This window comes from Planococcus rifietoensis (assembly GCF_001465795.2).
In the GTDB taxonomy this organism is placed as follows: domain Bacteria; phylum Bacillota; class Bacilli; order Bacillales_A; family Planococcaceae; genus Planococcus; species Planococcus rifietoensis.
In genome coordinates this window covers 2,703,856-2,720,441 of the sequence record NZ_CP013659.2, presented here as the reverse complement: position 1 = coordinate 2,720,441, position 16,586 = coordinate 2,703,856, and the positions used below count along the sequence as shown (strand labels likewise).

General features: G+C 48.5%; 10 protein-coding genes. All 10 read left to right on the top strand.

Annotation, left to right across the window (positions count from 1 at the left end; translation table 11 throughout):
* Window positions 1-29: 29 nt before the first annotated feature.
* The 10 genes from recQ to AUC31_RS13405 all read left to right on the top strand — a co-directional run bounded on the left by recQ (window position 30) and on the right by AUC31_RS13405 (window position 16,583).
* On the top strand, window positions 30-1,805 hold the full coding sequence (gene recQ, locus AUC31_RS13450) for a DNA helicase RecQ (RefSeq protein ID WP_058382700.1): 1,776 nt from the start codon (window positions 30-32) through the stop codon (window positions 1,803-1,805).
* Between the two features lie 470 nt (window positions 1,806-2,275).
* Window positions 2,276-6,859, top strand: coding sequence for a glutamate synthase large subunit (gene gltB, locus AUC31_RS13445; protein ID WP_058382701.1), 4,584 nt, complete (start codon window positions 2,276-2,278; stop codon window positions 6,857-6,859).
* A 65-nt stretch (window positions 6,860-6,924) separates the two neighbouring features.
* Complete coding sequence (locus AUC31_RS13440) at window positions 6,925-8,412, top strand: glutamate synthase subunit beta (protein WP_058382702.1); 1,488 nt, start codon at window positions 6,925-6,927, stop codon at window positions 8,410-8,412.
* Between the two features lie 242 nt (window positions 8,413-8,654).
* Window positions 8,655-9,125 (top strand): hypothetical protein, encoded by a 471-nt coding sequence (locus tag AUC31_RS13435; RefSeq protein WP_058382703.1) that lies wholly within the window; start codon window positions 8,655-8,657, stop codon window positions 9,123-9,125.
* An 88-nt stretch (window positions 9,126-9,213) separates the two neighbouring features.
* Entirely contained in the window at window positions 9,214-10,128 is a 915-nt protein-coding gene (locus AUC31_RS13430; RefSeq protein WP_058382704.1) for an HD-GYP domain-containing protein, read from the top strand.
* A gap of 118 nt (window positions 10,129-10,246) precedes the next feature.
* Entirely contained in the window at window positions 10,247-10,789 is a 543-nt protein-coding gene (locus AUC31_RS13425) for a hypothetical protein (protein ID WP_058382705.1), read from the top strand.
* A gap of 140 nt (window positions 10,790-10,929) precedes the next feature.
* Window positions 10,930-12,387, top strand: a complete 1,458-nt coding sequence (locus AUC31_RS13420) for a circularly permuted type 2 ATP-grasp protein (RefSeq protein ID WP_157073502.1) — start codon at window positions 10,930-10,932, stop codon at window positions 12,385-12,387.
* Window positions 12,388-14,259 carry an alpha-E domain-containing protein gene (locus AUC31_RS13415; RefSeq protein WP_058382706.1) on the top strand — a complete coding sequence of 624 codons (1,872 nt, stop codon included), beginning with the start codon at window positions 12,388-12,390 and terminating at the stop codon, window positions 14,257-14,259.
* An 82-nt stretch (window positions 14,260-14,341) separates the two neighbouring features.
* Entirely contained in the window at window positions 14,342-15,787 is a 1,446-nt protein-coding gene (locus tag AUC31_RS13410; protein WP_058383774.1) for a DEAD/DEAH box helicase, read from the top strand.
* Between the two features lie 232 nt (window positions 15,788-16,019).
* Window positions 16,020-16,583 carry a 3D domain-containing protein gene (locus tag AUC31_RS13405; protein ID WP_058382707.1) on the top strand — a complete coding sequence of 188 codons (564 nt, stop codon included), beginning with the start codon at window positions 16,020-16,022 and terminating at the stop codon, window positions 16,581-16,583.
* Window positions 16,584-16,586: the final 3 nt, after the last annotated feature.

The window sequence follows — 16,586 nt, the reverse complement described above, 5'->3', positions numbered from 1 at the left end:
TAGTAAAACAGTATGGGGAGTGTTCAAAGGTGTTGGAACAAGCAAGAAAATTACTGCAGTCGCATTTCGGGTATGATAGCTTCCGGACCGGCCAAGAGCAGGCGATCACACAAGTTTTCGACGGCCAAAATACGATTTGCGTCATGCCGACAGGCGGCGGGAAATCGATGTGCTACCAGATTCCTGCGCTTGCCATGGAAGGAACGACCATCGTCGTCTCGCCGCTGATCTCCCTGATGAAAGATCAAGTCGACTCTTTACAGGCAGCCGGAATTCCAGCTGCTTCTATTAATAGTTCGCTCGATGTCTATGAAGTCCGTGAAATCCTTCATGAAGTGCAGATGGGCATCATCAAATTATTGTATATTGCGCCAGAGCGCCTCGATTCGGAAATGTTTTTGGATGGCTTGCAAGGCGTCAAAGTGCCACTCATCGCAGTCGATGAAGCGCATTGCATCTCGCAATGGGGCCACGATTTCCGTCCGAGCTACCGGCTGATCAGCCGCATGCTGGAAATTTTCCCAGACAATCCGACTGTTCTAGCCCTGACCGCGACAGCGACGCCTCAAGTGCGGGAAGATATTTGCCGCATCTTGGATATCGAAGAACAAAATACCGTTATCACCGGATTTGAACGGGCGAACTTAAGTTTTTCAGTCATTCAAGGACAGGACCGTGAGCGCTTTATCCGTGACTACGTCCAGAAAAACGATAACGAGGCAGGCATCATTTACGCAGCGACGCGCAAAACGGTGGATTCGGTCTATGAATCGCTAGTCAAACGCGGCGTCAAGGCAGCAAAATACCATGCCGGCATGCCGGATGACGAACGCCGCCTCGGGCAAGAACGCTTCTTGAACGATGAAGTGACCGTGATGGTGGCGACCAATGCATTCGGAATGGGCATCGATAAATCCAATATCCGTTATGTGATCCATTACCAGCTGCCGAAAAACATGGAAAGCTATTATCAGGAAGCTGGGCGCGCAGGACGAGATGGGCTGCCAAGTGAGTGCATCGTCCTGTACGCTTCTCAGGATGTCCAGACGCAGCGCTTTTTGATCGATCAGGCCCAGGACCCTTCACGCATCCCGGGAGAGTTGAAGAAGCTCCAGGGGATGGTCGACTATTGCCATACGGAAAATTGCCTCCAGCAATTTATCGTCCATTATTTCGGTGATGGGAGTGCAGCACCGTGCGGCCATTGCGGAAACTGCGTCGACGAAAGGGAAGGTCAGGACGTCACGGAAGATGTCCAGAAAGTGTTGTCGTGCGTCATCCGCATGGGCCAGAAATTCGGCAAGACGATGACTGCCCAAGTATTGACCGGCTCACGCAATAAAAAAGTGCTCGACTTCCGATTCGATCAATTATCGACATACGGCGTGTTGAAACACATGAATTCAAAAGAAGTATCGAACCTCATCGAATTCATGATTTCACAGGAATTGCTGGCAGTCGAACAAGGCAGCTTTCCGACAATCTTCGTCCCAGATGGCGGGCGCGATGTGCTGCTTGGAAAACGCCGCGTCATGAGAAAAGGCGCGGTTGTCACGAAGCGAATCGCCACCAACGATCCATTGTTCGAGGAATTGCGTACGGTCCGCAAGAAACTGGCGGACGAGGCGGGAGTTCCGCCATTTGTCATCTTCTCGGATAAAAGTTTGCAGGACATGGTGGCGCGCAAACCAAAAGATGACGAAGCCTTCTTGGAAGTCAGCGGTGTCGGCGCCAACAAACTGGAGAAGTACGGGGAATACTTTCTTGAAGCGATCCGGATGTATGAAACTGTGAATAATTCGTAGCAATTCGGTTGCCTTAATAGAGGCATTTGCCTTATGTACCAGTATGAAAAAATGGATAAATCAAGAAATTTCTATAGTTATTCGAAAAGAGTGCGGAAAATGATGTATTTTCCGCGCTCTTTTTATATAGAAATTTCTATCGCGACACAGCCAGAGAATCAGTTTTGCGCGCTAGCTTTTTCCAAATGATCAATCATAAGACTCCAACTAGAATTGTCTAATTACTGGGAAAAACAGCTGCTAAGAGAAGACGCTGAAAAAAATACTGTATCAATATACACAAATAGCGAATAAAGAAGAATCGCTATAGGCCTTTAATTGAAAGCGGTTTCACTTTAAATGCTAGGGTTTGCGATGAATCTTCATGTACTTGATAAATTTTTCACAAAATGCAATTGTATATATATTCAGTTATATGATATACTATCATAATATTATGACAAATTAGCGTGTAAAAGGAGGCGGTTCAATTGAGTAAGAAAGAGTATCCGATCGCACAAGGACTGTATCATCCCGACCAGGAACACGAAGCTTGCGGTATTGGGATGATCGCTAATATAGACGGCAGAAAATCGCACAGCATTGTCCAGAACGCAGTGAACATCCTGTGTAACTTGGAGCATCGCGGCGGCCAATCATCTGATACGAGTACGGGGGACGGCGCCGGTATTTTGACACAGATTCCTCACCGTTTTTTCCTGAAGCAATGTGAAAAAGAAGGAATCGTTCTTCCGGAAGAAGGAAAATACGGCATCGGCATGATTTTCATGCCCCAGGATTATGATCTCCGGATGAAAGCGAAAGACATCATCCAACGCATTGTCAAAGAAGAAGGCCAGGAATCACTCGGCTGGCGCCCTGTACCGGTCAACGATTCGTTTGTCGGTAATGTTGCGGCGAAAACCAAACCGGTCATTCGCCAAATCTTCATCGGCGCATCAGCAGAACTCGAGACACGCATGGACTTGGAGCGCCGTTTATACATTATCCGTAAACGCATTGAGCAGGAAATGGGCGGCGTGGAAGAATTTAAAGACGTCTATTTCAGCAGCTTGTCTGCCGGAACGATCGTCTATAAAGGCATGCTCATCCCAGAACAACTGGATTCATTCTATATCGACCTCAACCATCCCGAATTCAAATCGGCGTTGGCACTCGTCCACTCACGGTTCAGTACGAATACCTTCCCGAGCTGGCAGCGTTCCCACCCGAACCGCTACTCCATCCATAACGGCGAATTCAATACGCTTCGCGGAAACGTCAACTGGATGAGAGCACGCCAACTCGCTTGCAATTCTCCTTATTTCAATGACCAAGACTTGCAAAAAGTCCTGCCGGTCATTGATGAGACAGGGAGCGACTCGTCGATGTTCGACAATTGCTTCGAATTCCTTCATCTATCAGGCCGTTCGCTTGCGCATACGGCGATGATGATGGTCCCGGAGCCATGGGTCAACGACAAATCGATCGATAAGAAAAAACGCGATTTCTACGAATACCACAGCACGCTGATGGAGCCATGGGACGGCCCAGCGGCACTGGTATTTACAGACGGCCGCCAGATCGCAGCTTGCCTCGACCGCAACGGCTTGCGCCCGGCGCGCTATTATATTACGAAAAGCGGCATGATCGTCCTCGGCTCAGAAGTCGGAGCGCTCGATATCTTTTCGGATGACATCATCTATAAAGACCGCCTTCGCCCAGGGAAAATGCTTCTGGTTGACCTCGAAGCCGGCAAGATCATCCCGGATGACGAAATCAAAACGCAGATTGCCTCCGAACTCCCTTATAAAGATTGGGTCGAAAACAATTTGTTCGACTTGAGCGATTTGCCGGAACCGAAAGAAGTGGTTCATCCAAACAGCGAAGGGCTATTGAAACAGCAACTTGCTTTCGGCTATACGCAGGAAGAAGTCCAGAAAATCATTAAACCGCTGGCATCCGACGGGAAAGATCCGGTCGGCTCGATGGGCTACGACTCACCGCTTGCGGTATTGTCGAAAAAACCACAGCTTTTGTATAACTATTTCAAGCAATTGTTTGCACAAGTCACCAACCCGCCGATTGACGCCATCCGTGAACAGATCATCACAGCAGCCCGGACGACGATCGGGGCAGAAGGCAATTTGGTGGATCCGAAACCGGAAAGCGCACGCCATATCCGCCTTGAAACACCGGTATTGCTAAATGCAGAGCTTGAAAGACTGCGCCAGCAGAACTTGCCGGAGTTCAAGGCCGTCACCTTGCCGATCTTGTTTGAAGCAGACGGAGGCGCAGAGGCAATGGAAGCGCGCTTGGAAGCATTATTCACAGAAGCGGACCATGCCATCGAACAAGGCGCCACGCTGGTCATCTTGTCTGACCGCGGCGTCGACAGCACACATGCGGCGATTCCTGCACTGCTTGCGGTATCGGGGCTCCATCACCATCTGATCAGACAAGGTACGCGGACACGCATGAGCATCCTGCTCGAGTCTGCGGAACCGCGCGAAGTCCACCATTTCGCCATGCTGATCGGCTATGGTGCAGAAGGAATCAATCCTTACCTGGCATTCGAGTCAATCGAAGACTTGGTGGCGAAAGACGATATCCACGGCATGAACGTCGAACAAGCCGAAGCGAGCTATGTACAAGCCGTGACAGATGGAATTATCAAAATATTGTCTAAAATGGGTATTTCAACCATTCAAAGTTACCGAGGCGCACAGATTTTTGAAGCGATCGGGATTCATATGGATGTTATCGATAAATACTTCACACGTACATCATCGCGCCTTGGGGGCATTGGGCTCGATATTATCGCCAAAGAAGTGCTGCTTCGCCACGCGTCTGCTTATCCGGACCGCGAAGGAGCGAATCCGGCGCTTGAATCCGGCGATGAATATCAGTACCGTGAAAACGGCGAAGACCATCAATACAACCCAATGACGATCCACACGCTTCAACAAGCGTGCCGGACGAATAATTACGATACATTCCGCAAGTATTCGAAACTCTTGACGGATGAAAAAGCCAACCTTCAATCATTGCGCGGCTTATTGAAATTTAAAGACCGCACGCCGGTCCCGATCGAAGAAGTCGAAACGGTCGAAGAGATTTGTGCACGCTTCAAAACCGGCGCCATGTCTTACGGCTCAATCAGTAAAGAAGCCCACGAAGCCTTAGCGATCGCGATGAATAAAATTGGCGGACGCAGCAACTCAGGAGAAGGCGGCGAAGAAGTGTCGCGCTTTATCCCGGACGATAACGGCGATAGCCGCAGAAGCGCCATCAAGCAAGTTGCATCGGGCCGCTTCGGTGTCACGAGCCATTATTTGGTCAATGCTGACGAAATCCAGATCAAAGTCGCACAAGGGGCGAAACCTGGAGAAGGCGGTCATTTGCCAGGCAAGAAAGTATATCCGTGGATTGCGGAAGTGCGCGGTTCGACGACAGGCGTCGAATTGATTTCACCGCCGCCTCACCACGATATTTATTCGATCGAAGATTTAGCGGAGTTGATCTTCAACTTGAAAAACGCCAATCCGCGTGCACGCATCAGCGTGAAGTTGGTGTCCGCAGTCGGTGTCGGCACCATTGCAGCTGGCGTTGCCAAAGGCCGTGCCGATCTCGTGTTGATCAGCGGTTATGACGGCGGCACAGGCGCGGCACCAAAAACCAGCTTGAAGCATACCGGCTTGCCATGGGAGATCGGTCTTGCGGAAACGCATCAGACGCTTCTATTGAACGGCCTGCGCGACCGCATCGTCGTCGAAACAGACGGCAAGATGATGACCGGCCGCGACGTTGTCACTGCGGCGCTCTTGGGTGCCGAAGAATATGGCTTCTCGACAGCACCGCTCGTCGTGCTCGGATGCGTCATGATGCGCGTTTGCCATTTGGATACATGCCCAGTCGGGATTGCGACGCAAAACCCGGAACTGCGCAAAAAATACACGGGCGAAGCAGATCACGTCGCGAACTTCATGCGCTTTATCGCCATGGAAGCACGCGAATTGATGGCGGAGCTTGGGTTCCGCACCATCAACGAAATGATCGGCCGCACCGATGTACTCGAAACGAATAAAGCGATCAAGCATTGGAAAGCGGAAGGGCTGGATTTGACGCAGCTTCTTTATCAGCCGGATCTGCCGGAAAAAGTCGGCCGCTATGCAACGATCAAGCAAGACCACGGTTTGAAGCATACGCTCGACGTGCAGGAACTCTTGCCTCGCTGCCGCAATGCGATCGAAAATGGCGAACGGGTTGAAGTATCGACAGCCATACGTAATATCCACCGCGCGACCGGTACGATCATCGGCAGTGCCATCTCCCGCAAATACGGTGCAGAAGGCTTGCCGGAAGATACCATTACATTGAACTTCCAAGGTTCAGCCGGGCAAAGCTTCGGTGCTTTCATTCCAAAAGGCATGACACTCAATTTGATCGGAGACTCCAATGACTTTGTCGGAAAAGGCTTATCCGGCGGCAAGATCATCGTCAAGCCGGCAGCGGATTCGACATTCCTTCCCGAGAAGAACATCATCATCGGCAACGTGTCGTTTTACGGTGCATCGGCTGGGGAAGCGTATATCCACGGCATGGCCGGAGAACGTTTTGCCGTCCGGAACTCGGGTGCCAAAATCGTCGTCGAAGGCGTCGGCGACCACGGTTGTGAATACATGACCGGCGGGCGCGTCGTCATTCTTGGAGATACCGGCAAGAACTTCGCAGCCGGCATGTCAGGCGGTGTCGCTTATGTTCTTGATGAAGACGAAACATTCAGCGCGCGCTGCAACCCTGAAATGGTGCATATGCAGCCGCTCGCAGATCCTTCGGAAATCGCGGAACTGAAAGAGATGGTCGAGAACCATGTCCGCTACACAGGAAGCCTGAATGGCAAACGTGTATTGGATCATTGGGAGATTCTTTCGGCGAAATTCGTCCGCGTCATTCCGAAAGCTTATTTGAAGATCAACGAACGCATCAGCAAGCTGCAAGACAGCGGCATGGCGAAATTCGATGCTGAAATGGCCGCATTCGAAGAAAGCAAAATGGCTTCAGCCGGCAAGTAACAGCGCCGGCAATAGCTGCCTTTCATAGAGGAAAGCTTGGAAAATATGCGAACTGGAGGGAAACGATGGGGAAGATAACCGGATTTATGGAATATGACCGTCAGACTGTAAAAGAACGCGACCCGGCACAGCGGACGAAAGACTGGAAAGACTATACGATTCCGCTATCTGAACAGGAAGTACAAAAGCAAGGGGCGCGCTGCATGGATTGCGGCGTCCCGACCTGCCAGACTGGCATGGATCTCGACAATGGCACGACCGGCTGCCCGGTCAATCACTTGATTCCGGAGTGGAATGATCTTGTCTATCGCGGCCAATGGAAAGAAGCGCTTCACCGCGAACATTTGAAGAACAATTTCCCGGAATTCACCGGCGTCGCTTGCCCAGCTCCATGTGAAGGAGCTTGTGTTCTTGGCATCAACGAACCGCCTGTCGCCATCCGCACGGTCGAACGCTCGATCATTGAGCGCGGATTTGCGGAAGGGTGGGTCGTTCCGGAACCGCCGAAACACCGCACCGGCAAAAAAGTAGCTGTAGTCGGTTCAGGTCCTGCCGGGCTTGCTTCAGCAGCCCAGTTGAACAAAGCGGGCCATACCGTAACCGTGTTCGAAAAAAGCGACCGCATCGGCGGCCTGCTGACGTACGGCATACCTGAAATGAAATTGCCGTATGACATGGTCATGCGCCGCGTTAAAATCCTTGAACAGGAAGGCATCACGTTCGTGACAAATGTAGAAGTCGGCAAAAACTATCCTGCAACGAAATTGCGCGATGATTTCGATTCGGTCATCATGGCGACTGGCGCGACTGTGCACCGCAACATCGATGTCGAAGGGCGTGACTTAGAAGGCGTGCATTTCGCAATGGACTTCCTGCATGCCAGCACGAAAAGCTTGCTCGATTCCGATTTGGAAGACGGCAATTATATTTCGGCAAAAGGAAAAAATGTTATCGTCATCGGCGGTGGGGACACGGGCACAGACTGTCTCGCAACTTCCGTACGCCACGGCTGCGAGAGCCTTGTGCAATTCGATGTCTACGATCAAAAAGGCGCGCTCCGTGACGAAAAAGGCAATCCGTGGCCGCAGTATCCGAAAATCCATCGCGTAGAATACGGCCATAAAGAAGCTGCCGCAACGTTCGGTGACGATCCGCGTGCTTATGCGGTCATGACGAAGAAATTTGTCGGCGATGAAAACGGACATGTAAAAGAAGTCCATACCGTTAACGTTAAACTGAAAATCGATGAGCAAGGCAACCGCATCCGCGAAGAAATTCCAGGTACGGAAAAAGTGTGGAAAGCGGACCTCATCCTAATCGCTATCGGTTTCAGCGGGCCGGAACAGCTGCTGATCGACCAATTGAATGTGGAAACGCACGCCAATTCACGCGTTAAAGCTGAATACGGCGATTACCGCACAAATGTCGAAGGCATCTTTGCGGCTGGCGATATGCGCAGAGGCCAGAGCTTGATCGTCTGGGCGATCAACGAAGGCCGTGAAGCTGCACGGGAATGCGACCGGTATTTGATGGGCAGCACCGTATTGCCTTAAAGAAGAATTCAGTAAAAAAGAGTTCGCAATGTAAAGTTGCGAACTCTTTTTTTATAAACGAATAATAATGGGTGATTTTTCAGAAAATACAAATATTTATTTTTTGTTAATTTTTACATTCGTATTGTGCCAAAGTCCTGGTTTATATATACTATTCAGTGTAGGACTATGGTTAAAATCGTAAATAGTCATGACTAGTATTCATAACCTACGAACTCAACTAAATGTCAGGGGGAAATTTAATGTTTAAGAAAAGTATTGCAGCTATCACTTTGTCATTCCTAATGATTTTATCGCTGGCGAACGGAGCATTTGCGGAAGAACTGCTGGTAGTATCAGAAGTCCCATATTATGAAATTGAGGAAGGGATGAGCGAAGAGATTCAGGCAGCGATCAAAGACATCAATAGCGTCAATGCAAAAATCGAGGCTGAAATCGTCAAAAACCAAGAGAAAGCCGCTGAGTTGCATGAGGAATACGTCAATAACTTAGCATCTGAAGAAGACGAAGCGAAACAAGCCGAACTTACGGCGAATTACGAAGAAGAAATCGCGCAATTGATTAAAGCATTGCAGAAAAAAGCTGAAGAGATTACATTAGAAGGAATTGAACGTGCCACTGCATCAGGAGTCGTGGCAGACATCGTCCTAGTGGAAGAAGATTTCGCAGATAAAACTGCTAAGATTGATCCGATTATTGTGGTTGCTTGGTAAGAATATTGTAGATACTTTATAAAAAGAGTAGTATGAGAGTAGAGGAAACTTTACTCTCATTTTTTTATATTTTAAGGGATGTGAATTTGTGAAAGGCTTGGATATATTAAAAGGTAAATATCTGGAAAAAGTTGAAAACGATGCTACCACTCTTTCTTTATTGGGCAGAGGTAGTGGTTTGGAACTAATGAAACAAACTATTTTAAAAGATAAAACTTTTATTTTGATTCCGAGCGAAGCCGCTGAGGCTCATGAATTCTATTACATAATAGATGGGGAAATTCAGGCAGAAATAGAAGGCAATGAAGTCCATCTCATCAAAGATGATTTCTTTTCATGCAAAAAATTAGAAGCACCTGTAAATTTTACAGTTATAGAAGATGTTATTTTGTTATCCGTTTCAAATTTCCCAGTTTTTCAATATGCCAGCAAAATGATCGCAGAGCTGCGGAAAATCGGTGAAAAAGTCGAACATAAAGATCGCTATACCTTTAACCATAGCTCTCGCGTTGCTGGTTATGCGATCAAGACAGCTTCCAAAATGAAAATGACGAGAGAACGGACAGAGTCATTGTTTCTCGCTTCCATCCTCCACGATATCGGCAAAATCAATATTCCTGAAGAAGTATTGAAAAAACCTGCCAAATTGACCGACGAAGAATTCGACCTGGTGAAAAAACATCCAGGAGACGGTGCTGATATGATTCGCGACACCCCATATAAGGATATAGCGAATATTGTCGAGCAGCACCATGAACGCGTGAATGGAAGAGGTTACCCATTTGGCTTAACAGGTGATGAAATCCTGCTTGAGGCGAAGATCATCGGGGTATGCGATACGTTCGACGCGATGACGGAAGACCGCGCCTATCGTTCAGCGTTCACCGCCCAATATGCGATGGATGAGCTCGAGCGGCTAATCGACATCCAATATGATGAGGACGTTGTGAAAGCATTCAAGCAGGTATTATTGGAAGAAGGAAAATTAATAGACACACCGTAAAGGGCGCTCTTTCACAAGAGTGTCCTTTTACTTTTGTATAGGAGCGATGTTTGAAAATAGGCAATTACGTCTATACTTACTACACTAAGTTTTATTAAATGAAGGAGGAGATCATCACATGGCAAGAAGATCAGGTGGATTTTTCAGCAAGCTCGTATTGCTCGGGGTAGGTGCAGCAATCGGAGCGGCAATGACTCAGAAGAAATCGGAAACAGGCAGCACGCAAAATACAGGCAGTTCTTCGACAAGTACAGCTGATATGAAAGAAAATATCAAAAAGAATTTGGACCGCTTCAACGAGCAATCGGGAGGCATGGTTGATAAAGTGAAGCCTCATATCAACAAAGCTGTCGAAACCGTCAAGACGACGATCGAAAAGCAGCAGCAAATGATGGATAAGGAAAAAGATGCGCTCGACGAAGCGAACAAGACTGTCCAAGATGAAGTCGGCAAGACACAAGGCTCGGGTTCTTCAACGAACCAAACTTCATCTACAGCGAATAAAGACACATTCTCGTCTGCTGGTTCCTCTACGGAGTCCGATAAACCGAGCGGCGGCGCATTCGGCGGCAGCACTTCCTACACAGAATCGCTGAAAAAGAATCCAGAAAGCGATACATCTTCTGGCAATTTTTCAAATGATGGCACAACGAAAAAATAACTTCGGTTATAATAGAACAAAGAACAGCTATGCCGAGCATGGGCATGGCTTTTTCTTTCCTTCCAGTAGACAGAAAATTCATATCTTTTAAAAATCAACGGCAATTACTGGAGGTATTCTAACAGAGGGGGTTCGGCCACGTGTTTAAAGACTATAAAACCAGTCCATTTTTTGATGAAATGTTTATGCCCGATGGAAAACCGAAAGCCCATTACGAAACCTTCCATGAAGTAATCAAGCGATTTTCAGAAGATGAACTAAGGGAAAAGCATGAAACGGCGCAGTTATCGTTTCTTCGCCAAGGCATCACTTTCACTGTCTACCATAATAATGTAGGGACGGAGCGGACGATGCCGTTCGACTTTGTGCCGATCATTATTCCGCCGGAAGAGTGGGAAGTGGTCGAAAAAGGAATGACGCAACGTGCAGAAGCGCTGAACCGCTTTTTGGACGATGTCTACCACGACCAAAAGATCATCGAAGCAGGCATCGTACCGCGCCATCTAGTCGAAGACAATCCCTATTATTACGAAAAGCAGATGAAAGGCGTCGATATCCCGCTCAACAACCACATTTTCTTGGCGGGCATCGACTTGATACGAGATGAGCACGGCAAATATCATGTCCTTGAAGACAATTTGCGCAACCCGTCCGGATTGTCTTATGTGTATCAGAACCGCTACGTCATGAGACAAGTGTATCCTGAGTTTTTCGTCAATCATTCGGTAAGGACACTCGAACATCAAATGAGCTTCCTGCATGATTCGATTCTGGACCATGCCCCAAAAGGAAGAAAAGACAAGCCGTTTGCGGTGCTATTGACGCCCGGCATGTACAATTCCGCTTATTACGATCACGTCTTCCTGGCTCAGCAGATGGGCATGGATTTAGTCGAAGGCCGCGACCTGGTCGTCCGCAACAATATCGTCTACATGAAATCAATTCGTGGGCTGAAGCGTGTCGATATCATTTACCGCCGCATCGATGACGATTTTTTAGATCCGGAATCATTCCGTTCAGACTCTGCGCTCGGGGTACGCGGCGTGATGGAAGCTTACCAAAAGGGCAATGTCGCGATTTTGAATTCGGTCGGCAACGGCGTCGCGGATGACAAGGCGATCTATGCGTATGTGCCGGAGATGATCCGCTATTATTTGGACGAAGAACCGATCATCGATAATGTGAAAACTTATTTGCTTGATAAGCCCGAAGATCGGGAATGGGTACTCGAGCATCTTGAAGAGCTCGTCGTCAAAAACGTAGGGGCATCCGGCGGATACGATATGCTCGTCGGCCCACATGCCTCGAAGGAGCTGATCGAAAAGTTCAGGGAGAAAATTATTGAAACGCCTCATCAGTATATAGCGCAGCCGACGATTAAGCTGTCCCGCGCACCGGCTTACCAAGGAGACAAGTTTTACCCTTGCCATGTGGATTTAAGGGTATTCGTCATGAGGGGCGAGACAACCCATGTCCTGCCTGGCGGATTATCCCGTGTCGCGCTGAAAGAAGGATCGCTTGTCGTCAATTCTTCACAAGGCGGCGGCGGAAAAGACACATGGGTGTTCAAAAAGAAAGAAGAAGGGGAGGATGCGTAAATGTTAAGCCGTGTTGCAAATTCACTGTATTGGATGTCCCGGAATGTCGAGCGGGCGGAGAACAATGCGCGCATCCTCGACGTGCAATTGCTTCAGATGATTGAAGCGGCTGATGAAGAACTTGTGCGCGATTCGGATTGGCGGCTGATTTTTGAGATCTGCGATTCGACGGAAACGATGCGCCGGATCAAAGCCAACCCGACGTATGAGGAATCAGAGCTGGTGCAGTATTTGGCGATGGCGCAAGAAAATTCCAATTCAGTCGCCAGCTGCGCCATGGTCGTCCGGGAAAATGCCCGCATCAGCCGCGACCACATCCCGGATGATTACTGGGAAACCTGGAATCGTTCGTATTTGACGCTCAATGACATGGACTTGAAGAACAGCTCGGTCCGTGACATGAGAGCGTTCCTGGAAAACATCAAAACGACTTCGCTTATTTCCCAGGGAATTGTTGAATCCTCGATGTCCCGTGGCGTAGCGTATCAAATGATCAAAATCGCCAAATGGCTTGAACGCGCGGAAAAGACGGCACGCATCTTGAATGTCGTCTGCGAACGGACGCGTGAACGTGTCAGGAAAGAAAAGACCGATGATTATTATTTCTGGCTGGCGGCACTCAGGATGACGAACGGCTATAACGCGTTCTTGAAGAGCAATCCACCGCGCATGGAACCAAGGAAAGTACTGGGCTTTTTGATCTCGGACAAAACCTTCCCGAGATCGATCCGCTATTGCCTTGACCATGTGCGGGCCGCAGTTGAAGAACTTGAAGAAGGCAAAGTGTCGCATTATTCATGGGAGTTATATGCCAAACTCGATGAAGTCCGGACTTCTTTCAGCGAAACGGATATTGAATCTTTGGATTCGGATGAATTGATGCATTTCCTGAACCGCTTCCAGGATGGCTGCAATGAAATCAGCCGAATTTTCTCCAGCACTTATTATTTAACGGATCCCGAAGCCGAGACAGCGATGGCGTTCCAATCCCAAGGGATGGACATGAAAGGAATAACTTCTATGAAATACAAAATCGAGCATACCAATATTTTTGATTATGAAACCATCGTTGACCAAAGCATGAACACCATCCGCCTGAAACCGAGAACGGATGAATGCCAGCGCCTCCTGTCTTACCGTGCGGATATCACGCCGGCGACATTGACGACAAATCATGTGGACATTTTCGGCAATAATGTCGAGACATTTTTTATCGCCGAACACCATCAGCACCTCGAAGTGAAAGCGACGTCCATTGTCAGCATCCAGAAAAGCCCGTTTATCCACCGCATCGATTATTCACCGGAGATGAACGTCATTTTCCATTCCCAATTGTTTGCCGAACACTATATGGCGTATTTGAGCAACACTGCGTATACGTACATATTGCCAGAGCAGATGGAATTGGTTGACCGTGAACTCGGGGACATGAGCAATCCGGTGCAATACTCTATCGATGTAATGGAATATTTATTCGGTCATTTCACTTATGACGGCGATTCGACGACCGTTACGACAACAGCGAGTGAATCGTTTAACTTGAAAAAAGGCGTATGCCAAGACATTACGCACGTCATGCTCGGCATCTTGCGCAGCAAAAACATCCCAGCACGCTATGTCAGCGGTTATCTCTACGTTGGGGAAGATTCCGCACTCGTCGGCGATGCAGCGAGCCATGCCTGGGTTGAAGTCATGGTGCCGGGCATCGGCTGGGTCGGGCTCGATCCGACGAACAACGTCGAAGCGCTGGAAAACCATATCCGTGTCGGTACGGGACGTGATTACAACGATGTTAGCCCAGTCCAGGGCGTTTACAGAGGCGGCAGCCAGTCGCTCGATGTGAAAGTTTCCGTCAGCCTGCTCGACCAATAATGCCAATAATCGTTTAACTGCAAAACTGCCCGATCCGTGCCATAATGAAGAGATAAGACAGATGAACGGAGAAGGAGAACTTATGAACACGAATCAATTTAAAGATTACGGCATCAGTGAGCCGATTGTAAAAGCGCTGGAAGGCCTTGGCTACCAACAACCGACCGAAGTACAGCAGCAAGTCATCCCGGCCGCTCTTGAAAAACACGATTTGACCGTCAAATCGCAAACCGGCAGCGGGAAGACAGCTGCATTCGGCATTCCGCTGTGCGAACTCGTCGATTGGGATGAAAACAAGCCCCAGGCGCTGGTCTTAACACCGACACGAGAACTTGCCGACCAGGTGAAAGAAGACATCACTCATATCGGCCGTTTCAAGCGCATCAAAGCAGCGGCGATCTACGGCAAGCATCCTTTTGCCTATCAGAAGGAAGAATTGAAGCAAAAATGCCATATCGTCGTCGGAACGCCGGGGCGTGTGCTCGACCATATCGAAAAAGGCACGTTGAAGCTCGAAAAAATCGAGTATTTGGTGCTCGATGAAGCAGATGAAATGCTTAATATGGGCTTTATCGAACAAGTCGAATCGATCATCAAACAGCTTCCGAAAGAACGGACGACGATGCTGTTTTCGGCAACCTTCCCGGGACATCTGGAAAAACTGCAGCGTGATTTCATGCGCTCTCCGCGCTATATTGGAATCCAGGCCGCCGATACTTTGGAAGAGCGCATCGAGCATTCACTCGTCATCGTGAAAGAGCAGGATAAATTCCAGTTGCTGCGCGATGTCACGGTAGTCGAAAATCCGGATAGCTGCATCATTTTCTGCCGGACGAAAGACCAGGTCGATGCGGTGTCGGAAGGGCTTGAACGCCTGTTCTACACAAGCGATCAATTGCACGGGGGGATGACCCAGGAAGATCGTTTCGGCGTCATGGATGATTTCCGCCGCGGCGAATTCCGCTATTTGGTCGCAACCGATGTCGCGGCACGAGGAATCGATATCGACGGCATCACCCATGTCATCAATTATGATTTTCCGCTCGAGAAGGAAAGCTATGTCCACCGTGCCGGCCGCACGGGGCGGGCTGGCAAGAGCGGCAAAGCGATTTCATTCGTCACACCATTTGAGGATAAATTCCTAAAAGAGACGGAAGATTACTTAGGATTTGACATCACGCGTGTCGAGCGGCCGTCAAGAGAGCAAGTCGCCTTGGCAAAACCAGCATTCGAAGACAAGATCGAGAGCCGCCAGAAGCCGAAAAAACATAAAGCTGCGGCACTCAACCAAGACATCATGAAGCTGTATTTCAACGGAGGCAAAAAGAAAAAGCTGCGCGCAGTCGATTTTGTCGGCACGCTGACGAGCATACCGGGAATTACGGCGGAAGATATCGGCATCATCAAAATCCAGGATACTGTCACGTATATCGATATCCTGAATGGCAAAGGGCTGCATGTCTTGAAGGCGATGAAAGACAAAACCGTCAAAGGCAAAACCTTGAAAGTCCATAAAGCTAAAAAATAATCTTAGGCCTTTTCCGAGCTTCGTAAGCTTTGGAGGGGGCCTTTTTTCTATTGGGTGATACAGAAATTTAATGGAGTGGGTTCTTTTGTCACGAAAAAAAGCGTAATTGTAATCAAATATGCCTAATGCTGTCACATGATTGTAACCTTGCCGTGCTATTTTAATTTTACTGAAAAGCTTTCAACCGATTTACGCAAGGCACAATCATCCGATACGCAAAGGGGATAGGAACTTGAAAAAATTATTGGCAGCTTTAACAATGGCATTACTTTTATTGCTTGGCACTTCACTTACGACTTCTGCAGCATCAAATGTTTATACAGTCAAAAGCGGTGATACGCTTTATAAAATTTCCCAACAAACAAAAGTCTCCGTCAATAACCTGAAATCCTGGAACGGCTTGAAATCGAATTTGATTTACCCGAAGCAAAAATTGAAGTTGAAAAAAACAACAGCGCAAACTATCTCCAAACCTTCAACGCCATCTTCAAGCAAAGATAAAGTAGTGAAGGAATTCACTGTTTCATCAACAGCCTACACGGCGTATTGCAGAGGATGTTCCGGAATCACCAGAACAGGCATTAACCTGAAAAAGAACCCAGGGATTAAAGTCATCGCGGTCGACCCAAAAGTCATCCCGCTCGGTTCTAAAGTATGGGTGGAAGGCTACGGCACCGCAATCGCTGGAGATACTGGCGGCGCAATCAAAGGCAAGAAAATCGACGTCTTCATCCCAACCCAAAGCCAAGCGCTCAAGTGGGGACGCAAGAACGTAAAAGTTAAAATCCTAAAATAAGCA